General features: G+C 72.0%; 18 protein-coding genes. 1 reads left to right on the plus strand and 17 read right to left on the minus strand.

Annotated elements, in window-relative coordinates; all coding sequences use genetic code 11:
• Nucleotides 1–68: 68 nt before the first annotated feature.
• The 17 genes from ACFRCG_RS40030 to mraZ form a co-directional block, all read right to left on the minus strand.
• Entirely contained in the window at nt 69–1,358 is a 1,290-nt protein-coding gene (locus ACFRCG_RS40030; RefSeq protein ID WP_078977601.1) for a DivIVA domain-containing protein, read from the minus strand.
• A 45-nt stretch (nt 1,359–1,403) separates the two neighbouring features.
• Nucleotides 1,404–1,688 (minus strand): YggT family protein, encoded by a 285-nt coding sequence (locus tag ACFRCG_RS40035; protein WP_020552920.1) that lies wholly within the window; start codon nt 1,686–1,688, stop codon nt 1,404–1,406.
• A 65-nt stretch (nt 1,689–1,753) separates the two neighbouring features.
• Nucleotides 1,754–2,398 carry a cell division protein SepF gene (locus ACFRCG_RS40040; RefSeq protein ID WP_078977600.1) on the minus strand — a complete coding sequence of 215 codons (645 nt, stop codon included), beginning with the start codon at nt 2,396–2,398 and terminating at the stop codon, nt 1,754–1,756.
• A gap of 73 nt (nt 2,399–2,471) precedes the next feature.
• Entirely contained in the window at nt 2,472–3,197 is a 726-nt protein-coding gene (locus tag ACFRCG_RS40045; RefSeq protein WP_380040842.1) for a YggS family pyridoxal phosphate-dependent enzyme, read from the minus strand.
• Nucleotides 3,198–3,240: 43 nt separating this feature from the next.
• Nucleotides 3,241–3,972, minus strand: coding sequence for a peptidoglycan editing factor PgeF (gene pgeF, locus ACFRCG_RS40050; RefSeq protein ID WP_380040844.1), 732 nt, complete (start codon nt 3,970–3,972; stop codon nt 3,241–3,243).
• Nucleotides 3,973–4,045: 73 nt separating this feature from the next.
• Nucleotides 4,046–5,221, minus strand: coding sequence for a cell division protein FtsZ (gene ftsZ, locus ACFRCG_RS40055; protein WP_380040846.1), 1,176 nt, complete (start codon nt 5,219–5,221; stop codon nt 4,046–4,048).
• Between the two features lie 290 nt (nt 5,222–5,511).
• A complete protein-coding gene (locus tag ACFRCG_RS40060; protein WP_380040848.1) occupies nt 5,512–6,336 on the minus strand; it encodes a cell division protein FtsQ/DivIB in 825 nt (274 codons plus the stop codon).
• 21 nt (nt 6,337–6,357) lie between these two features.
• A complete protein-coding gene (gene murG, locus ACFRCG_RS40065; protein ID WP_078979537.1) occupies nt 6,358–7,452 on the minus strand; it encodes an undecaprenyldiphospho-muramoylpentapeptide beta-N-acetylglucosaminyltransferase in 1,095 nt (364 codons plus the stop codon).
• 5 nt (nt 7,453–7,457) lie between these two features.
• A complete protein-coding gene (gene ftsW / locus ACFRCG_RS40070; RefSeq protein ID WP_380040850.1) occupies nt 7,458–8,777 on the minus strand; it encodes a putative lipid II flippase FtsW in 1,320 nt (439 codons plus the stop codon).
• A 9-nt stretch (nt 8,778–8,786) separates the two neighbouring features.
• Complete coding sequence (gene murD / locus ACFRCG_RS40075) at nt 8,787–10,232, minus strand: UDP-N-acetylmuramoyl-L-alanine--D-glutamate ligase (protein WP_380040898.1); 1,446 nt, start codon at nt 10,230–10,232, stop codon at nt 8,787–8,789.
• Nucleotides 10,233–10,291: 59 nt separating this feature from the next.
• Nucleotides 10,292–11,350: a phospho-N-acetylmuramoyl-pentapeptide-transferase gene (gene mraY / locus ACFRCG_RS40080; RefSeq protein ID WP_078977595.1), complete on the minus strand. Its 1,059-nt coding sequence runs from the start codon at nt 11,348–11,350 to the stop codon at nt 10,292–10,294.
• Entirely contained in the window at nt 11,347–12,768 is a 1,422-nt protein-coding gene (murF, locus tag ACFRCG_RS40085; protein ID WP_380040852.1) for a UDP-N-acetylmuramoyl-tripeptide--D-alanyl-D-alanine ligase, read from the minus strand. The genes mraY and murF overlap by 4 nt, the downstream gene beginning before the upstream one ends.
• Nucleotides 12,765–14,438, minus strand: coding sequence for a UDP-N-acetylmuramoyl-L-alanyl-D-glutamate--2,6-diaminopimelate ligase (locus tag ACFRCG_RS40090; RefSeq protein ID WP_380040854.1), 1,674 nt, complete (start codon nt 14,436–14,438; stop codon nt 12,765–12,767). Before ACFRCG_RS40090 ends, murF begins: the two co-directional genes overlap by 4 nt.
• A 48-nt stretch (nt 14,439–14,486) precedes the next feature.
• Complete coding sequence (locus tag ACFRCG_RS40095) at nt 14,487–16,250, minus strand: peptidoglycan D,D-transpeptidase FtsI family protein (RefSeq protein WP_380040856.1); 1,764 nt, start codon at nt 16,248–16,250, stop codon at nt 14,487–14,489.
• A gap of 1,300 nt (nt 16,251–17,550) precedes the next feature.
• Nucleotides 17,551–18,141, minus strand: a complete 591-nt coding sequence (locus ACFRCG_RS40100) for a cell division protein FtsL (RefSeq protein WP_380040858.1) — start codon at nt 18,139–18,141, stop codon at nt 17,551–17,553.
• 25 nt (nt 18,142–18,166) lie between these two features.
• The gene (gene rsmH, locus ACFRCG_RS40105) at nt 18,167–19,120 is read right to left on the minus strand and encodes a 16S rRNA (cytosine(1402)-N(4))-methyltransferase RsmH (protein ID WP_380040860.1); all 954 of its coding nucleotides are present in this window, start codon (nt 19,118–19,120) and stop codon (nt 18,167–18,169) included.
• 451 nt (nt 19,121–19,571) lie between these two features.
• On the minus strand, nt 19,572–20,012 hold the full coding sequence (mraZ, locus tag ACFRCG_RS40110; RefSeq protein WP_380012722.1) for a division/cell wall cluster transcriptional repressor MraZ: 441 nt from the start codon (nt 20,010–20,012) through the stop codon (nt 19,572–19,574).
• Nucleotides 20,013–20,359: 347 nt separating this feature from the next.
• Between mraZ and ACFRCG_RS40115 the strand changes: the two genes are divergently transcribed.
• On the plus strand, nt 20,360–20,884 hold the full coding sequence (locus ACFRCG_RS40115; protein WP_380040862.1) for a beta-class carbonic anhydrase: 525 nt from the start codon (nt 20,360–20,362) through the stop codon (nt 20,882–20,884).
• Nucleotides 20,885–20,924: the final 40 nt, after the last annotated feature.

A 20,924-nucleotide genomic window follows, 5' to 3' on the forward strand; every position in this document is an offset into this window, starting at 1 on the left:
CGAGAAGCGCCCGTCCCCCCGGGGGGGGCGGGCGCTTCTCGGATGACCGACCGACGCTCAGTGGCCGGTCAGTTGTCGGGGTCCTCGTCGATCAGGAACCCGCGCATCGGCGACGGCTGCTGCATCTGCTGCGGCTGCGGAGCCTGCGGACGCACCGGCGACATCTGCTGCGTCATCGCCGGGCTCATCTGCTGCCCGATCGACGGCGTCATGGCCGGCGACATCGACGACGGCTGGGACATCGACTGGCCCATGGACGGAGCCATCGACTGCGACATCGGTACCGGCGCGGACGACATGGCCGGCGGCAGCGAGGCCGTGGCCGGGGTCCGCGGCGGCGCGAGCGAGTCGTCGGCCTGCGACTCCAGCTGACGCAGCTGGCTCTCCAGGTACGACTTCAGCCGCGTGCGGTACTCGCGCTCGAACGCGCGCAGGTCGTCGACCTTGCGCTCGAGCGTGGCGCGGGCGCTCTCCAACGAGCCCATCGCGACGCGGTGCTTCTCCTGCGCGTCACGCTCCAGGGCGTCGGCCTTGGACCGCGCGTCGCGCTCCATGCCCTCGGCCCGGGTGCGCGCCTCGCCCACTATCTTGTTCGCCTCGGAGCGGGCCTCGGCGATCGCCTGGTCGGCCGTCTGCTGCGCCAGCGCGAGCACTCGGGCGGCGCTGTCGCCACCGGGGTTGCCCATCTGCTGCTGCGGTCCACCCGGACCGAGCTGCGGCGGGCCGCCCTGCAGCTGGTGCTGCTGAAGCTGCTGCTGGTGCTGCGGCGGACCCTGGAGCTGGTGCTGACCGCTCATGCCGGGACCGCCCAGGCCGGGGCCGCCCTGCAATTGGTGCTGACCGGGCTGCAGTTGATGCTGCTGCTGACCGGGCAGCTGGTGCTGGCCGCTCTGCATGCCGGGGCCGCCCTGCAGCTGGTGCTGCGGCGGACCCTGGAGCTGGTGCTGACCGCTCATGCCGGGACCGAGCTGCTGCGGTCCCCCCATGGGGTGCTGCTGCGGTCCACCGGGACCGAGCTGCTGCGGGCCGCCCTGCATCGGGTGCTGGCCGCCCTGCATCCCCTGCGGTCCACCCATCTGGGGCGGCGGGGGAACCGGGGTCGGCCCGGATATGGCTGCCGGGACGGGTGCGTCGGGGCGTTCGCGCTCCTTGCGCTGCTGGGCCTGCTGCTGACTCTGCGCGGCGGCCCTGGTCGCCGCCGCGAGTTTCGCTCGCAGATCCTCGTTTTCCCGGAGAAGTCGGGTCAGTTCGCCCTCGACCTCATCGAGGAACGCATCGACCTCGTCCTCGTCATAGCCCTCGCGGAGACGGACGGTCGTGAACTGCTTGTTACGCACGTCTTCGGGGGTCAACGGCATCTCTTCACCTCAGCGTGATCGTCGGCATCGGACAGACGGTACCGCTTACAGCCTGCCCACGACGGAGATCAGGATGTAGACGATGATCATCAGTACGAAGAAGGACAGGTCGAGTGCTACACCCCCGAGGCGCAGCGGAGGAATGAACCTGCGCAGCAACTTCAACGGTGGATCGGTGATGGAGTACGTCGCCTCCAGCAGTACCACCATGGCCCCGCGCGGCTCGTACGACCGCGCGAACTGGAACACGTAGTCCATCACCAAGCGGAAGAACAACACGATCAAAAAGCAGTAGAGCACGATGCGGATGATCTCCAGCGCGATGCTCATTTACCTGCCCCCTCGTGTGCCGTCCCTCTGGTCAGGACCGCACCTAGCCTCAGTTTTCGCACACCTCAGCTCTGATTGAAGAACCCGCCCTCGGCGATGCGGGCCTTGTCCTCGGCTGTCACATCGACGTTAGCAGGCGATAGGAGGAAGACTTTTTGGGTGACCCGTTCGATGCTGCCGTGCAGGCCGAACACGAGCCCCGCGGCGAAGTCCACCAGGCGCTTGGCGTCGGTGTCCTCCATTTCGGTCAGGTTCATGATCACGGGCGTGCTCTCGCGAAAGTGCTCGCCGATCGTGCGGGCTTCGTTGTAGGTACGCGGGTGCAGCGTCGTGATGCGGTAGGGCTCACGTTCGCTGACGACTTTGTGTACGGTCACCGGTGTGCTGCTCTCGGGACGGCGTTCGGGCATGGCGGACACTGTTGCGCGGTGTTCTTCGAGGCGGCCTTCGTCGCGAAGGGCCCCCGCTTCGCGGAGGGCAGTAGCTCCACGAACGGGATCGTCGCGACGTTCCCGCGATTCCCCACGCGGTTCGCGTACTTCACGTGGCTCCTCACGACGCTCGTCCCGTCGCTCCTCGCGACGATCGGTGCGCTCGACCCGGTCGCGGCCGTCCTGGCCGATGTCGTCCTCATCGTAATCGTCATACTCGTAGACATCGTCCTCCACGAGGCCGAGGTAGACCGCCATCTTGCGCATTGCGCCGGCCATGTTCCGCTTCCTCCGGTCTCACGGTGGATCGGCTGAGGTCACCGTGGGTCGTGCGATCCACTTCACGGCGACGCTACCGGAGGGAGGGCCGGACTCCGAGCACCGCAGTACCGATGCGTACATGTGTCGCCCCGGCCTCGATGGCCGCTTCGAGGTCGTTGCTCATCCCCGCGGAAACCATGTTCGCAGCCGGATGGGCTTCGCGTAGGCGGGTTGCGATTTCTCGCAATCGGGCGAACGCGCGGGCGGGTTCGACGCCGAGCGGGGCGACCGCCATCACTCCGCCGAGGGTCAGCCGCGGCGCCTCGGCCACGGCGTCGGCGAGTTCGGCCAGGTCGGTCGCGGACACCCCACCGCGGGTGGGGTCTTCGTCCAGGCTGACCTGCAACAGCGCGGTGATCGAACGTTGTTGCCGCTCGGCCGCGGCGGACAGTGCGTGGGCGAGCCGAATCCGGTCGAGCGAGTGCACCACATCGGCGTAACCGGCCACCGATTTGGCCTTGTTGGTCTGCAACTGGCCGACATAGTGCCAACGAAGGTCGAGGTCGTTCGTGGCCGCCGCCTTCGGCGCGGCCTCCTGGTCGCGGTTCTCGCCGACGTCGCGGACGCCGAGTTCGACGAGCAGGCGCACGTCGCTCGCGGGGTGGGTCTTGGTCACCACGACGAGGGTGACGTCCTCGGGCGAGCGGCCGGCCGCGGTGCACGCGGCGGCGATCCGGGCCCGGACGTCGGCCAGGTTGGCGGCTAGCTCGGCCCGCCGGTGGGCGGTCGTGGCGGTCGCTGAATCGGGCGTGTCCATGGGGCCATCGTCGCCGACGTCGGCCCGCCGCGCCCGGGCGGGGTCAGTCCTCGGCGAGCCACACGTAGCCGGCGATCCGACCCGTGGCGCGGTCGCGCCGATAGGAGAAATGGTCGGCCGACTCGCGCGTGCAGATGTGCGATTTCTCACCCGACACGACCCCCTGCGCGGCGAGTTGCGCCCACACTCCGGCCGGTATATCGAGCCCGGGCGTGCCCTGGCGGGTGCGTGCGCGGGCCGCGGGGACGAGTGCGGACACTTCGTCGCACATCGCCTCGGGAACCTCGTAGCAGGCGCCGCAGACGGCCGGTCCGGTCCACGCCTCGATCCGCGCGGGGTCGGCGCCGAGGCCGCGCATCGCCTCGATCGTGGCGGGCACCACGCCGGCGGCCAGCCCCGGACGGCCCGCGTGCGCGGCGCCGATCACGCCGGCGTGCGGATCGGCGAGCAGTACCGGGGTGCAGTCGGCGACCAGCACCGCGAGCGCGAGGCCGCGGGTCGCGGTGACCACGGCGTCGGTGCCGGGCACCGGTTGGGCGCTCGGACCGGTCAATACGGCCACCGTGTCGCCGTGCACCTGGTTCATCCACACCACCCGGTCGGCCGACAGGCCCAACGCCTCGGCGGTGCGCGCCCGGTTGGCGGCCACCACCTCCGGGTCGTCGCCCACATGGTCGCCGAGGTTCAACTCGTCATACGGCGCGGCGCCCGTGCCGCCCCACCGGTCGGTGAAGGCGAAACGGGCGCCGCCGGAAGCGGCCCTTCGCGTGAACACGTTCGGGCCACCTCGTGGTCGTGTCGAATTGTTTCGAACTCTTGCGTCGCCGACTGCCGGCGACGTTTTTCTTCTACTTCATGAACGGCGGGATGTCGAGATCCAGATCGTCCTTGATCGGTTCCGGCACCAGCGGGGTGCGCGGGCCCGGCGTGGTCGGGGTCGGGTAGGTCGTCTGCGGTGGGTCGTTGAGCACACCCTGCCCGATGCCCGAGCCGCCCTGGCGACCGGTCGGCTCGGGGCGGACGGGCGGCTGCGGCGGCGCCACCGCCGGCTTGCCCAACTCGCTCTTGGAGGGCGGTTGCCCGCCGTCGAAGCCGGCCGCGATCACGGTGACCCGGACCTCGTCGCCCAGCGCGTCGTCGATCACCGCGCCGAAGATGATGTTGGCCTCGGGGTGCGCGGCCTCGCTGACCAGCTGCGCGGCCTCGTTGATCTCGAACAGGCCGAGGTCGGAGCCGCCGGAGATGGAGAGCAGCACGCCCCGGGCGCCGTCGATCGACGCCTCCAGGAGCGGGCTGGAGATGGCCATCTCGGCCGCCGCCACCGCGCGATCGTCGCCGCGCGCCGAGCCGATCCCCATCAGCGCCGAACCCGCCTCCGACATCACCGACTTGACGTCGGCGAAGTCGAGGTTGATCAGGCCGGGCGTGGTGATCAGGTCGGTGATGCCCTGGACACCGGACAGCAGCACCTGGTCCGCCGAGCGGAACGCGTCCAAAACGCTGACCTGCCGGTCGGAGATGGACAGCAGTCGGTCGTTGGGGATCACGATCAGCGTGTCGACCTCGTCGCGAAGCTGCGCGATGCCGTCCTCGGCCTGGTTCGCGCGGCGCCGTCCCTCGAAGGTGAACGGGCGCGTGACCACGCCGATGGTGAGCGCGCCGAGCGAGCGGGCGATGTTGGCCACCACGGGGGCGCCGCCGGTGCCGGTGCCGCCGCCCTCGCCCGCCGTGACGAAGACCATGTCGGCCCCCTTGAGGACCTCCTCGATCTCCTCGCGGTGGTCCTCGGCGGCCTTGCGCCCGACATCGGGATTCGCCCCGGCCCCCAGGCCGCGGGTGAGTTCGCGGCCGACGTCGAGCTTGACGTCGGCGTCGCTCATGAGGAGGGCTTGGGCGTCGGTGTTGATCGCGATGAACTCGACGCCCTTGAGACCGACCTCGATCATCCGGTTGATGGCGTTGACCCCGCCACCGCCGATACCGACCACCTTGATGACTGCGAGGTAGTTCTGGGGTGCTGCCACGTCGAAGGCCTCTCGCCTCGAGTTCCGGTCGGCGTGCCGTGGTTCCGGCATGCCGACATTTGCCGACTTGGGGAGGTCGGGACGCGATTTCCGCGAGCCACCAAAACCCTCACCCTCAGGTATAGAGTCAGCCCCGTTCGCATCGAACGCCGCCGATCCGAACAGTGCGGATAACTGCTTTGTCAACCTGGGGCTAGGCCGACACTAGGTCCCCATCGGACGCGGTTCAACGAACACGCCGAACCTGTCCCTATTGTTTTATCGCAGTGGCCGAGTGCTTCCGCCCCCGGTCACGGCGTGCTCGGGGTCGAAACCGCCGCGCCGGACGCCCCCGGAGCCAACGACTGCGCGGGCGCCGGCGGCGCGAGCGAGGGAAACGGTTGGGTTCGGGTCACCGGCGCGTCGGGAGCGCTGACGTCGTAGAACTTCGCCGGCCGCGTCAACAGCACCGCGAGCACGAGCGCCTTGCGATCCGACGCCTCCGCCCCGCCCCACGACACGGTCTCGCCCTTGTCCAGCACCAGCACGATGTCGTCGCGCGTGCGGGCGGTGATGTCCCGTACCCGTTGGGCGATCGGCGGCGGCAGTGCCGAGACCACCTGGACCACCCCCCGTAGCGTTTCCCGACTCACCGTGTTGGCGTCGACCTTGACGATCGGCACCCCGGCGGGCGCGGCGTCCACCGTACCGAACCGTACGCCGTCCTTGTCGATCTCCGCGAAGCGGTCCGCGTCCGGCACCACCAGGGCGGTGGCGCGTTCGCGGACCGTGATCCGCACCGTGTGCGGCCAGTCGCGCTCCACGTGGACCGAGGCCACGCGCGGGATCGCGGCCACCCGGGCCCGGATCGCGTCGAGGTCGATCCCGGCCAGCGGCTCGCCGACCGGCACCGCGGCGACCTTGGCGATCTGGTCCTTGGGCAGCACGACCGGCCCGCCGACGGACACCGTCCGGGTGTCCAACAGCGGCGAGTGGTAGACGATCCCCCACCCGGCGCCCGCGAGCACCACGAGCACCACGAGGACGAGGAGCGGGCGCAGATTGGTCCAGCGCCGCCGCGGCGCGCGACCGGGCCCGGCCGGGCGCGCCGGCGCACGCTCCTTCGTATCGGGCAAGGACGCTCCTCGGGCCGGCGGCTACTGGGGCAACCGCGCGGCGGCGATCGCCTCGTGGACCATCCGGACCAGTTCCTCGTCGGCGTCGCGCCGACCGAACTCGGCCGCGGCCTTGCCCATGTCGTGCAGGCGACGCGCGTCGGTGAGCACCGGCAGCACCGAGGAGCGGATCCAGTCGGGGGTCAGGTCGGCGTCGTCCACGAGCAGACCACCACCCGCCTTGACCACCGGCTGGGCGTTCAGCCGCTGCTCGCCGTTGCCGATGGGCAGCGGTACGTAGGCCGCGGGCAGCCCGACCGCGGCCAGCTCGGCGCAGGTCATCGCGCCGGCCCGGCACAGCACCATGTCGGCCGCCGCGTAGGCCAGGTCCATCCGGTCGAGGTAGGGCACCACGACGTAGGCCGGTCCACCGGGCGGCGAGTCGATCTTCAGCTCGTTGTTGGGGCCGGCCGCGTGCAGCACCTGGACCCCCTCGGCGAGCAGTTGCCGGGCGGTCGCGGCCAGCGTCTCGTTCAGCCGCCGGGCGCCCTGCGAGCCGCCGAACACGAGCAGCGTGGGCCGCATCGGGTCCAGGCCGAACATCGCCCGGGCCTCGTCGCGCAGCGCGTTGCGGTCCAGGGTGGCGATCGCGCGCCGCAGCGGGATGCCGATGTAGCGGGCCCCGCGCAGCTTGCTGTCCGGCGTGCTCACCGCGACGAATCGGGTGTAGCGGGCGCCGATCTTGTTGGCCAGGCCCGGACGGGCGTTGGCCTCGTGCACCACGGTCGGCACACCCTGGCGTTTGGCCGCCAGGTAGCCCGGCAGCGCGACGTAGCCGCCGAAGCCGACCAGGCAGGACGCCTGGGTGCGCTCCAGCACGGCCGCGGCCTCGCGGATCGTGCCGCGCAGCCGGCCGGGCACGGTCATCAGCTCGGGCGTGGGCTTGCGCGGCAACGGCACGGCCGGGATCAACGCCAGTTCGTAGCCGCGAGCGGGAACGAGCTTGGTCTCCAGGCCCTTGGCCGTGCCGAGCGCCGTGATACCCACGTTCGGGTTCTGGCGGCGCAGCGCGTCCGCCAAGGCCAGAGCGGGCTCGATGTGCCCGGCGGTTCCTCCGCCGGCAAGGACGACATGCACCTGATTCACCCATCCCTGCGCGGCAGGATCCGCGCGAACGCTCGACGAACCGCCCCGGGCCCGCGTGCGGCGAGCGCCGCCTCGGCCTTTGGCTCACCTCGGGCGAAGGACAACAGCATGCCCACGGCGAACATGGTCGGAAGCAGGGCGGAACCTCCGTAGGACACCAATGGCAACGGCACTCCGGCGATCGGCAGCAGGCCGAGCACCGCCCCGACGTTGATCATGACCTGGGCCATGATCCACGCGGTCGCGCCACCCGCGGCGAGCCGTACGAACTGGTCTTTCGTCCGACTCGCGACGCGGATACCTGCATAGCCTAGGGCCGCGAAGAGGGTGAGTACGGACAGCGTCCCCACCAGACCCAATTCCTCGCCGATGACGGCGAAGATGAAGTCTGTATGCGCCTCGGGCAAAGTGCCCCATTTGCCATAGCTGGTCCCGATTCCACTGCCGAACCAACCACCGGTGGCCAGCGAATAGATGCCCTGGGCGGCCTGCAACGTACTGCCGTCGGGGTCGGAGAACGGGTCGAGGAAGCCCGCGAACCGCGCGGCCCGGTGCGGCTTGAGCACGATCAGCACGGTGGTCAGCACGCTCACCACGGCGATCGCCATGGCGAACAACCGGCCCGGGGCACCCGCGATCCACAGCAGCGCCAGAACCAGCACGGTGATGATCATCGCGGTGCCCATGTCGCCGCCGAGCAGCACCAGGAACAGGATGATCAGGGCGCCGGGCAGCAGCGGGACGAACATGTGCCGCCACTGGCCCAGCAACCGGCGCTTGCGGGTGAGCACGTCGGCCCCCCACAACACCAGGCCCAGCTTGGCGAACTCCGAGGGCTGGATCTGGAACGAGCCGAACCCGATCCAGTTGCGGTTGCCGTTGACCTCGATGCCCAGACCGGGTACCAGGACCAGACACAGCGCGCCCACGCAACCCAGCAGGAACGGATAGGCCAACCGGCGGTACCAGCGCAGCGGCAGACGTGACGCGATCCACATCAGCGGGAAGCCCATCGCGACCGCGATCAACTGCTTGGTGAAGATCTCGTCGAAGGAGCCGTAGATCGTGCGCGAGGTGATCTGCGACGCGGACAGCACCATCACCAGGCCCAGCACGGTGAGCAGCAGGCCGGAGCCGAGCAGCAGGTAGTAGGCGGTCAGCGCGCTGTCCATGGCCCGGCGCAACTCCCGCCGCACCGGTCCGATCCGGCGCGCCCCGGCGGCCGGACGCGGCGCGGGCAGCCGCGAGTCGCCCCGCGGCCGCCGCTCGTCGGCGGGCGCGGGGTGTGCCTCGCGGGTCTGCGGACCGGCGGCCATCGCGCCCGGTCAGCCCGCCGCCGGCCCGAGCCCGCGGACCGCGTCGGCGAACGCGTCGCCGCGCTTGCCGTAGTTGGCGTACATGTCCATCGAGGCGCACGCGGGCGCGAGCAGCACGGTGTCACCCGGACGTGCCAGCGCCGCCGCCTCGCCCACGACCAGTTCCATGGCCCCAGTGTCGGTCGCGGCCACCTCCACCACGGGGACATCGGGGGCGTGTCGCGCGAGCGCGTCCCGGATCACCGCGCGGTCGGCGCCCATCAGCACCACCGCGCGCAGCCGGTTCTTCGCGCCGGAGACCAGGTCGTCGAAGGACGCGCCCTTGGCCAGGCCGCCGGCGATCCACACGATGTCCCGGTAGGCGGCCAGCGAGGCCGCCGCGGCGTGTCCGTTGGTGGCCTTGGAGTCGTCCACGTAGTCGACGCCGGCCACGGTGGCCACGTGCGCGATGCGGTGCGCGTCGGGCCGGAACGCGCGCAGCCCGTCGCGCACCGCCACGGGCGGCACACCGTAGGCGCGGGCCAGCGCGGCGGCGGCCAGCGCGTTGGCCACGTTGTGCGGCGCGGGCGGGTTCACGTCGCCCACGGTGGCCAGTTCGGCCGCGGTGCTGTGCCGGTCGGCCACGAACGCGCGATCGGCCAGCAGGTCGTCGACCACCCCGAAGTTCGACAGCCCCGGCGGCCCGAGCCCGAAGCCCACCGCGCGGCAGCCCTCCTCGACCTCGGCCTCGTGCACGAGCTGTTCGGTCTGCGGGTCGGCCAGGTTGTACACGCAGGCGATCTGGCAGCCGCCGTAGATCCGGCCCTTGTCCGCCGCGTACGCCTCCGGCGAGCCGTGCCAGTCCAGGTGGTCCGGCGCGATGTTGAGCACCGCGGCGGCCAGCATCCGCGGCGCGCCGGCGTCGTCCTTGGGGCTTTCCTCCCAGGTCGGCAGCCAGTGCAGCTGGAAGCTGGACAACTCGAGCGCGAGCACGTCGTACGCCGGTTGGCCGTCCCCGTCGCGCGCGAGCACCGCGTCCACCACGGGCGTGCCGACGTTGCCCGCGGCGGCGACCCGCTTGCCGGACGCCTCCAGGATCGAGGCGAGCATCCGCACGGTCGTGGTCTTGCCGTTGGTACCGGTGATCGCCAGCCACGGCGCGGGGTCCACGCGCGGCCGCAACCGCCACGCCAACTCCACGTCGCCCCACACCGGCACGCCGGCCGCGCGCGCGGCGGCGAACAGCGGCTTGGTGGGCGGCAGTCCGGGCGAGGTGATCAGCACGTCGACGCCTTCGGGCAGCGTCTCGTCGTCGCCCAGCCGCACGTCGACGCCGAGCGCGCCCAACTCCTCGGCGCGGCGCCGCGCGTTGTCGTCGGCGCTGCCGTCGATCGCCACGACCCGGGCGCCGAGGCCGTGCAGCGCCCGCGCCGCGGACGCGCCGGTGACCCCGGTGCCCGCGACGCAGAACGACAACTCGGCCCACGGCGCACCGTGATGAGTGAAGGTGCTCAGGTCTTTCGTACTCACGTCTCTTACGTTCCCGTAACCCAGCCCGCGTAGAAGATGCCGATCCCGAGAATGGCGCACAGGCCGGCGATGATCCAGAACCGAACCACGATGAGTACTTCGGTCCACCCCTTGAGTTCGAAATGGTGCTGGAGCGGCGCCATTTTGAACACCCGTTTGCCGGTCATCTTGAAGTAGCCCACCTGGATGATCACCGACAGCGAGATGATCAGGAACAGGCCGCCGATGAGCGCGGACAACAACTCGGTGCGGGTCAGGATGGCCAGCCCGGCGAGCGCGCCGCCCAGGGCGAGCGAACCGGTGTCGCCCATGAAGATCTTGGCCGGCGAGGTGTTCCACCACAGGAAGCCGAAACACGAGCCCATCATCGCCGCGGACACGATCGCCAGGTCGAGCGGATCGCGCACGTCGTAGCAGCCCACGCCGGGCGCGTTCAGGCACGACTGGCCGTACTGCCAGACCCCGATGAAGGTGTACGCGCCGAAGACGATCACCGAGGCGCCGGTCGCCAGACCGTCCAGACCGTCGGTGAGGTTCACGCCGTTGGAGTGGCCGGCGATCAGGATGTAGGCCCAGATCACGAAGAACACCGGCGTCAGGTCGAGCGCGGTGTCCTGCACGAAGGACAGGTGTGTGGACGCGGGGGTGAACCCGCGCGCGTCCTTGAACTGGATCGCGAGCAGCGCGAACGAGATGCCCACGAACGACTGTCCGGCCAGTTTGGCCTTGGCCCGCAGACCCAGGCTGCGCTGCTTGACGATCTTGATGAAGTCGTCGACGAAGCCGACCAGGCCCAGGCCCGCCATCAGGTACAGCACCAGGAGCGCGGACGCGCTCGGCGTCTCCAGGGTGATCGCCTTGGCGGCGCCGTAGCCGATGAGCGCGGCCAGGATGATCACCGCGCCGCCCATGGTGGGCGTACCGCGCTTGCTGTGGTGTCCGGCCGGACCGTCGTCCCGGATCAGCTGGCCGTAGCCGCGCTTGACCAGGATCCGGATCGCGAGCGGCGTACCGATCAGCGACAACACCAGGGCGATGCCGCCGGCGATGAGGATGGCCCTCACCCGTGCACCTCCGCGTTGCTCACGTCGTCCCCGGCGGCGTCCGCCAACAGCGCGTCCGCGAGCCGTTCCAGGGCCACCCCTCGGGACGCCTTCACCAGTACGACGTCGCCCGGGGCCAGTTCGCCCCGGAGTAGTTCGACGGCCGCCTCTACGTCGGGCACCAGCACCGACTCCTCACCCCACGAACCCTCGTTCTTCGCGCCCATGTCGATCCAGGCGGCCTCCCTGCCGCCCACGGCCACCAGTCGGTGGATGTTCAGGCGTACCGCGAGTCGCCCGATCGCGTCGTGCTCGGTCAGCGACTCCTCGCCCAGCTCCCGCATGGCGCCCAGCACGGCGAACGTACGATTGCCGCCCGCCATCGCGACCAGGGCCTTGAGTGCGGCCCGCATCGACTCGGGGTTGGCGTTGTACGCGTCGTTGACGACGGTCACCCCGTCGTCCCTGCGGGTCACTTCCATCCGCCAGCGGGAGATCGTACCGGCCGCGCCGAGGGCGGCCGCGATGTCCTCGACGGTCATGCCCACTTCGCGTGCCACGGCGGCACACGCGAGTGCGTTCGCCACGTGGTGCTCACCGTACAGGCGCAAGATCACCGGCGCACTGCCCTCCGGCACGCACAGCGTGAACGAGGCCCGTCCCCGCTCGTCGAGTGTCACGTTCTCGGCCCGTACGTCCGCCTCGGCGCTCTCGCCGAAGGTGACCACGCGGGCCTTGGTGCGCGCGGCCATCGCGCGCACGAACGGGTCGTCCCGGTTGAGCACGGCCACGCCGTCGGCGGGCAGCGCCTCGACCAGTTCGCCCTTCGCCTTGGCGATGCCCTCGCGTCCGCCGAACTCGCCCATGTGCGCGGAGCCGACGTTGAGCACCAGGCCGATCCGGGGCGGGGCGATCGTGCACAGGTAGGCGATGTCGCCGACGTGGCGCGCGCCCATCTCGGCGACCAGGTAGCGGGTTTCCTCGGTCACCCCCAGGACGGTCATCGGCAGGCCGATGTCGGTGTTGAAGTTGCCGCTCGGGGCGATCGTCGGGCCCCGGCGGGCGAGCACCTGGCCGAGCAGGTCCTTGGTGCTCGTCTTGCCGGAGGAGCCGGTCAGCGCGATCACCGCGGTCTCGGGACGCCGGTCCAGGATCGTCCGGGAGAGTCGGCCGAGCGCGCGGACCACGTCGTCGACGAGGATCGCCGGGGTGCCGGTCTCGCGGTCGGCGAGGACCGCGACCGCGCCGGCCTCGATCGCGGCGCGCGCGTAGTCGTGCCCGTCCACGTGCTCGCCGCGCACGGCCACGAACAGCGTGCCGGGGCCGGCCTTGCGGGAGTCCACGACCATCCCGGCGGTGATGTGCGCGTGCGGATCCGCGCCGCCCGCCGGCCGCCCTCCGAGAGCGGTGGCGATCTCGGCAAGAGTGGTGGAAATCACTGGTTCGTCTCCTCGGCACGCGAGGTGCCGGTCGCCGGGACGCCTGGGTTCGGGGTCTCGGACGTCGGGGTGTGCGTTGATGGTGCGGGAGCCACGATCCTCGCATCGGTGGACTGCTTGGGGGACGCGGGGACGGCGTGCATGGTTCTGGCCAACGCCGCGCGCAGCTCGACGCGGTCGTCGAAGGGGTGTTTGATCCCGTTCGCGAACTCCTGGCCCTGTTCGTGCCCCTTGCCCGCGATCACCACGGTGTCGCCCGGCGCGGCCCGGTCCACCGCGAGCGCGATCGCCGCGACCCGATCCGGCTCGACCAGCACGGCACCCGGCGAGGCGTCGGCCGCACCGATCCCGGCGAGCATCTCGTCCAAAATCGTGTTCGGGTCCTCCGAGCGCGGGTTGTCGCTGGTGAGCACGACCGCGTCGGCGAACCGGGCGGCGGCCGCGGCCATCAGCGGGCGCTTGGCCCGGTCCCGGTCCCCGCCCGCCCCGAGCACGATGGTCAGCGTGCCGGAGGTCACCGGGCGCAGCGCGCGCAGCAGCGTCTCGACCGCGTCCGGGGTGTGCGCGAAGTCGACCACGGCCTCGAACGGTTGGCCGACGTCGACCCGCTCCATCCGCCCGGGCACGCCCGGCGTGCGGCCCACACCCTCGACGGCTTCGTCGAGCGAGACGCCGCCGGCGGTCAGCGCGACGATCGCGAGCAGCGCGTTGGACACGTTGAACGGGCCGGCCAGGCACACCCGCGCCTCGGCCTTGTGCCCGTCGGGCCCGACCACGGTGAAGCGGCTGCCGTCGGGGCCGAGTTCGACGTTCTCGGCCCGCCAGTCGGCGTCCGGGTCGCCCGTCGCGGACACGGTCAGCACCGGCACGCTCGCCAGCTTCGCGAGCCGGCGGCCGTACGCGTCGTCCACGTCGACCACGCCCAGTCGCGAGCGGCGCGGCGTGAACAGGTCGGCCTTGGTCAGGAAGTAGTCCTCCATCGACGGGTGGAAGTCCAGGTGGTCCTGGGACAGGTTGGTGAACAGCGCCACGTCGTAGACGGTGCCGTCGACCCGGCCGAGCGCGAGCGCGTGGCTGGAGACCTCCATCACCGCGTCGGTGACGCCGCTCTCCAGCATCGACGCGAGCAGCGCCTGCACGTCGGTGGCCTCCGGCGTGGTGCGCACGCTGGGGACCACCTCCTCGCCGATCCGGGTCTCGACGGTGCCGATCACCCCGGTGACGCCGCCGCCCGCGCGCAGCCCGCCGTCGAGCAGGTAGGCGGTGGTGGTTTTGCCGTTGGTGCCGGTGACGCCGTACATCGTCAGGTGCTCGGCGGGCCGCCCGTACACCCAGGCCGCGATCTCACCCAGTCGGCCGCGCGGATCGGCCACCACGAGGGTGGGCAGGCCGCTGTCGGCCGCCAGGGCCGCGCCGGCCGGGTCGGTGAGCAGCGCGGTCGCGCCCGCCTTCGCGGCCTGCGCGGCGAACGCGGCGCCGTGTACGTGCTCGCCCTGCAACCCGGCGTACAGATCGCCCGGGCGCACGGCCCGCGAGTCGTGGGTGACGCCGGTCAGCGTCGCCTCCGGATCACTCGGGCCCCCGGTGAGCGGGACGGCGAGAAACCCGGCCAGGCCGGTCAGCGGTTGAGGGCGCACCTCGGCAGGGCGGCGCAGATCACGGTTGGGCACGGCGGGCAGGCTACCGCGCTTTGGCCCCTCGCCTGGTGCCGGCACCGGTCACCACTCGATCGGGAGATCGAGCGGCGCGGTGCCGCTCGGGGCGATCCGACGGCTCTGCAGGGCGAACGTCATCACCTGCTGGAACACCGGCGCGCACAGGCTGCCGCCACCGCCGTCGACGCCCGGCGCCTGGAGCGTCACCGACACCACGACCTGCGGGTTGTCCGCCGGGGCGAAGCCGATGAAGGACGTGGTGTAGCCGTTGTAGTGGCCGGTCTTGGGGTCGAACCGGTTGGCGGTGCCGGTCTTGCCCGCGACGCGGTAGCCGGGGATGCGACCGTTCTTGCCGGTGCCGCCGTCGTCGGCGACCACGGTCTCCAGCATGTCGCTCACCTGGCGGGCGGTCTCCGGGCTGACCACCACGGTGGACTTGGGCGCGGCGGCGGGCTTGAACTTCCCGTCCGCGTCGGTGCTGCCCTTGACCAGGCTCGGCTCGATCCGCACGCCGCCGTTGGCGATGGTCTGGAACACCGAGGTGGCCTGGACCGAGTTGACCGACAGGCCCTGGCCGAACGGGATCGTGTACTGCTGTGACCCGCTCCACTTCTGCGGCGGGGCCAGGATGCCCGGCGTCTCGCCCGGGAACTTCAGGCCCGACGGTTGCCCGACACCGAACCGGGTCAGGTACTCGTGCAGCTTGGCGTTGGCCTCGGCGCGGCCCGGCCCCAGTTGTTCGGAGGCCAGGATGGTGCCGATGTTGCTGGACTTGGCCAGGACGCCGGCCAGGGTGAGCTGCTGGGTCGGGTGGTCGTGCTCGTCCTTGAACAGTTGGTCGGCGCGGGCGAGCCGGTTGGGCACGGTCACGTGGGTGCCCGGGGTGGCCCGGCCCTCCTGGATCACCGCGGCCATGGTCATCACCTTGCCGGTGCTGCCCGGCTCGTACGCCTCCTCCACCGCCCGGTTGCCCAGGTTGTGCACGTCGTTCGGGCCGATGTGGTTGGGGTCGTAGCCGGGTGCGGTGGCCATCGCCAGGATCTGGCCGCTGCGCACGTCCTGGACCACCACGGTGCCGGACTCCGACTTGGTCTCGGCGACCTTCGCGCCGATCAACTGCTCGGCGTACCACTGGAGGTCGCGCGAGACGGTCAGTTGCACGTCGGAGCCGGCCACGGCCCGGGTGCCGGTGAGGTCGGAGGTGGGCACTCGGCGGCCGTAGACCATCTCCTGCGTGGTGCGGCCGTCCTTGCCCGCGAGTCGGCCGTCGAGGGTCATCTCCAGGCCGCCGCCGCCGTGGCCGGTGGCGTTGACGAAGCCGACCAGGTTCGCGCCGACGGGGCCGGCCGGGTAGATCCGCTTGCTGTGCTTGGTCGAGTAGATGCCGACCAGGTCGTCGCGGCGCATCTTGCCGAGGTCCTTCTGCGCCTGGCGGATGGTGTTCCACACGGCGGGATCCACCTGCGGCGCGAGCACGACGTAGCGGGACTTGGGGGTGCGCAGTTTGGCCTCGATGGCCACCGGGTCGCCGCCCACGAGCGGGGCCAGCGCCAGAGCGGTGGCGCGCGGGTCGTACTTCTGCACCTGGGTGGGGTCGGCGGTGACGTCGTAGGCGTCCACCGACTTGGCCAGGCTCACTCCGGAGGCGTCGGTGAGCGAGCCGCGCTCGGCGGGCACGGTGACGGTCTGGGTGCGCTTGGCGGCGGCCTGCGCGGCGTACGCGGGCGCGTCCAGGGCCTGGAGTTGGAGCAGTCGGCCGGCGAACAGGGTCAGCACCACGCCGAGCGCGATCAGCCCGATCCGCAGCCGCTTGCGCGGGTCGCCCATCCGGGCGGGCCGTACGGGCCGGCGCGGGGCGCGCGGACGGGCGGGCGGGGCGGCACTCGGCCGCGCCCGCCCCGAGGCCCCGGCCCGCTCGGCCCGGGCGGCCTCGCGAACCCGCCGCCCGGCGCCCTCACCGGAGGCCGCGCGAGGCGGCCGCGACCGCTCCGGCGCGGCCCGGTCCCGCGAACCGTCCACCGGCCGGGGTCGTCGGGCGGCCGAACGCTCGTCCCGCGTGGCGGCGGCGTCCCCGGCCCGCCGCACCGGCCGGGGCCCACTCTCCGCCCCACCACGCTCCCGCGCCCGCGACGCCCGAAGCCGCCCACGATCCTCCCCGGACCCGGCCCGCGCCCGCCCGTCGGCCCGGGAGGACGCACCGTCCACGCGCGGCCGGCCCGACGAGGCACCCGCGGCCCGCGGGACCGCGTTCTCGCCGCGCCCCGAGCCCCGACGCGCGGACTCGCCCTCGCCCCGCGAACGCCCGGACTCCGCCCGGGAAGACACCCCGCCCCGCGACCGACCCGAATCGCGCCGGGCGGCGCCGTCCTCGGCCCGGGCACGCTCCGCCCCTCGACGTGCGGCCCCGTTCGCGTCCCGCGCCCGCCCGGCCCCCGCCCGGGGCGAGGCGCCATCGCCCCGCGAACGCCCCGACCCGGCCCCGGGGGACGCGCCGTCCGCGCGCGACCGGCCCGAGCGGGGCGCGTCGGGGCTCGCGGGCCGCCCGGTGCGCCGCGCGGGCGGATCGGACTCGTCACCCGGTCGGCGCGGTCGCCCGGCGCGGCCGGCCCGCTCCCCGTCGCGCGTGCCCGCACCACGCGGCGCGGCCGGGTCGCCCTGACCGCGCGGGCGCGGGCGGCGCGCGTCCGGCGCACCCGTGCGGTCGGCCGCCGGCCCGGGTCGGCGCGCCGAGGACCCGGCCGGGTCGCCGCCGGCGTCACGGCGGCCCCTTCCGGCGGAACGCGGCTCGTCGGGATCACGCGGATCACGGGGGTCACGGCGTCCGTCGGTCAACGCGGGGTCCCTTCAAGCCGAATGCGGCAGCAAGCCGAATGTGACAACAAGTCGAGCGCGACAGCGGGTCGAGCGCGCCGGCGCACCGCACCCGGCGGTACACCCGTACAACGAGCGGACGAACGCGCGGCGCCGGGCGAAAGCCCACCCGTGCCCACCCGACCACATCGACCCGCCCGCCACCCCGACCCGACACGTCGAATCGCGCCGCCCTCTCGCGGCGCGGGGCTCCACGGCCCCGACCCGCCCGTGGACCGCGCGCCCGGGCGGGCGACACGATCGGCGGAGCCTCGCGTCAACGAGCCGCTTCCGGCGCGGCGGGCGTCGCCGGGGCCGCCGGGGTCTCGGCGACGGGCGCGGCGGTGGTCGCCGGCGCCTCGGCCGCGGGCGCCGCCAAAGTCGCCGGCGCCGAAGCCCCGGCCGGGTCGGCCCCGGCCTGGGCCACCGGCGCGCCCGGTCCCCCACCGGCGGGCGGGGCAGCCGTGGCACCGGCCGGTGTCGCCGGGGCCTCCGGAACCAACGGCGGCTTGGACGTGGCGGCCTTGGGCACCCCGAGCACCCGCCCGGTCGCGGGGTCGATGAAGACCGCACTGCCCCCCGGAACCAGTCCCAGCTCCTGGGCCCGCCGGGCGAGTTCGCCGGGTGCGGCTTTGGCGTCCAGCTCGCGCTGCAACGCCTCGCGGTCGTCGGTGAGCTGGTCCTGGCGCTTTTGCAGCCGGCCCACCTCGAACGAGCCCTGGTTGAGCGCGGTGTTCAGCAGCAACAGGGACAACAGGCCGCCGCCGAGCAGAGCGACCACGAGCACCACGAACGGCGTGCGCGTGGTCCCCTTCGCCCGGCGCGCGGCCAGGCGGATCCGGGTCATCGTCTTCGCCGCGCCGCTCATCGGCTCCCCCGTCCGCCGCGTCGATTCACCGGTCTTCCCGCACCCGCTCCGCGGCCCGCAACCGCACCGATGCCGCGCGCGGGTTCGCCTCGTTCTCCCGCTCGCTCGCCTGCTCCGAACCGCGCGTGAGCAGCTTGAACCGCGGCTGCAACTCCTCCGGCACCACCGGCAGGTCCGGCGGCGCCTTGCTCTGCGCGCCGGCCGCGAACACCCGCTTGGTCATCCGGTCCTCCAGCGAGTGGTAGGACATCACCACGATCCGCCCGTGCAGCGCGAGCGCCCGCACGGCGGCCGGCAACGCCCGCTCCAGCACCGCGAGTTCCCCGTTGACCTCGATCCGCAGGGCCTGGAAGGTGCGCTTGGCGGGATTGCCGCCGGTACGCCGCGTCGCGGCCGGGATCGCGGTGCGCACCACGTCGACCAGCCGCGCGCTCGTGGTGAACGGCTCCTTCTCCCGCTCGCGCACGATCGCGTCGGCCACCCGGCGGGCGAACCGCTCCTCGCCGAAGTCGCGCAGGATCCGGGCCAACTCCGCGGCGGTGTAGCCGTTCAGGATGTCGGCCGCGGTGATGCCCGCGGTCGGGTCCATCCGCATGTCGAGCGGCGCGTCCTGCGCGTAGGCGAAGCCGCGATCGGCCCGGTCCAGTTGCAGCGAGGACACGCCGAGGTCGAACAGGATGCCGTCGATCCGCTCGATCCCGAGCCGGTCCAGCACCTCGGGCAGTTCGTCGTAGACCGCGTGCACCAGCGTCGCCCGCTCGCCGAACCCCGCGAGCCGGGCCGCGGAGCGCTCCAGCGCCTCGGGGTCGCGGTCGAGGCCGATCAGCCGTACCTCGGGGAAGGCGGTGAGCAGGGCCTCGCTGTGTCCGCCCATGCCCAGCGTCGCGTCCACCACGATCGCTCCGGGTGCGCGCAACGCGGGGGCCAACAGGTCGACACACCGCTCCAGCAGGACCGGGATGTGGGCGGGTGCCGTCACGGCCCCTCCACCATCGTCGCGTTCACTCCGGGCCCTTCGTCGTGCGGAAACCCGCAGTCTAGGCCCTGCCCGGCGGATCCTGGCGGAGCAGGCCGCGTCGTCGGGTGCCGTGCGTCGGCGTGCCGGAGAAGCAGCCGCATAGTGGTTCCATTCGGCTGTTTCTCCGGTGCGGCGAGGCGCGGTGCCGGGCGGCGCGGACCCGCCAGGATCCGCCGGGCAGGGCCTGGAGGCCGAGGTGCGACCTTCTCTCGCGGAACATGCCGCGAACCGTGCCGCCAGGTCCCCGCCCGCTCGTCTGGGGAAGTGACCTCTGGCACCGGGGAAGGAGTGCCAGAAAGCTCGGAGCGGGTGGAGACCTCGCCGCAGGTGCGCCGGGCGAGACCACGTTCGTGAGGATGCGACTCGGGGAGCTTCGAGAGGACGCGACGGGCATCGCCGCGCTCGGATCGGCTCAGATCAGACCGGGCAGCACCTCCTCGGACAACACGGCGAAGGACCGCTCCTGCTCCGCGAGGTAGTCGTGCCAGGTCCGGGCCGCCCACAGTTCGACCCGGGTGTTGGTCCCGATGACGACGCAGTCCCGACTGTCGCGGTCCAGGCCCGCGTAGTCGCGCAGGGGTTGCGGCACCAGCACCCGCCCCTGCTTGTCCGGCACCGCGTCGGAGGCCCCGGCGTAGAGCACGCGCATGTAGTCGCGCGCCGCCTTCGAGGTCACCGGGGCTCGGCCCAATTGCTCGGCGATCCGGGTGAACTCCGCGATGGGCCACACATAGAGGCAGCGTTCCTGCCCCTTTGTGATCACAAGGCCCTCCGCCAGCTCGTCCCGGAACCGCGCCGGCAGGATCAGCCGGCCCTTGTCGTCCAACCGGGGCTCGTATGTGCCCAGAAACACCGAGCACCTCCGGCCGCCGCCAGGAGCTTGTGGGCTCCATTTCTCGCCACTCTACTCCACCAAACCCCACGGTCAACCCTTTTCGGGCGCGTCACTCTGTTCCCACTGATGGCAAAAGTGCAGGTCAGAAGGGGTGAGCCAGAAGAACCACCCGATTGCGCGCCCCCTGCACGCCACTCTCCCGCATCGGGCGCGGGTTTCGGCCTTTTCACCCTTGGGCTCCCGGTACGAATCTCCCATTCGGGGATTAGCAGTCATAGCGCAGAAATGTGACGAAACATCTGCATGTGGGCAGTGTGACTCCCCCCACGAAGCGCATGGGACTCGCGATCGCTAACGTCCTGACCATGGTCGATCGTCTTGTCGCAGCCAACCGCCTCTACGCGGAGCAGTACCGGAACCCCGGGATGTCCGCCATGCCGGTCCGCCACACGGCGGTCGTCACCTGCATGGACGCCCGTCTGGACGTGCACGCGATGCTCGGTCTGGAACTGGGCGACACGCACGTGATCCGCAACGCGGGCGGCGTGGTCACCGACGACGTGGTGCGTTCGCTGACGATCAGTCAGCGGCACCTGGGCACCACGCAGGTGGTACTGATCCACCACACCGGGTGCGGCATGCTCACCGTCACCGAGGACTTCCGCCGCGAACTCGAGGCCGACACGGGCCTGCGCCCGCAGTGGGCGGTCGAGGCGTTCGTCGATCTCGACGGCGACGTGCGCCAGTCGATGAACCGGGTGCTCCGCTCCCCGTTCCTGCTGCACCGGGAGACCGTGCGCGGTTTCGTCTACGACGTCACCACCGGCCTGCTGCGCGAGGTTTTCCCGCTCTCCGACGTGCAACCGGAAGACGCCTCCGCGCAGTCATAGGCTCCGTCGCCTCTCCCGCGACCCGAATTCCGGATCGACG

This window comes from Embleya sp. NPDC056575, from assembly GCF_042793325.1.
Lineage (GTDB): Bacteria > Actinomycetota > Actinomycetes > Streptomycetales > Streptomycetaceae > Embleya.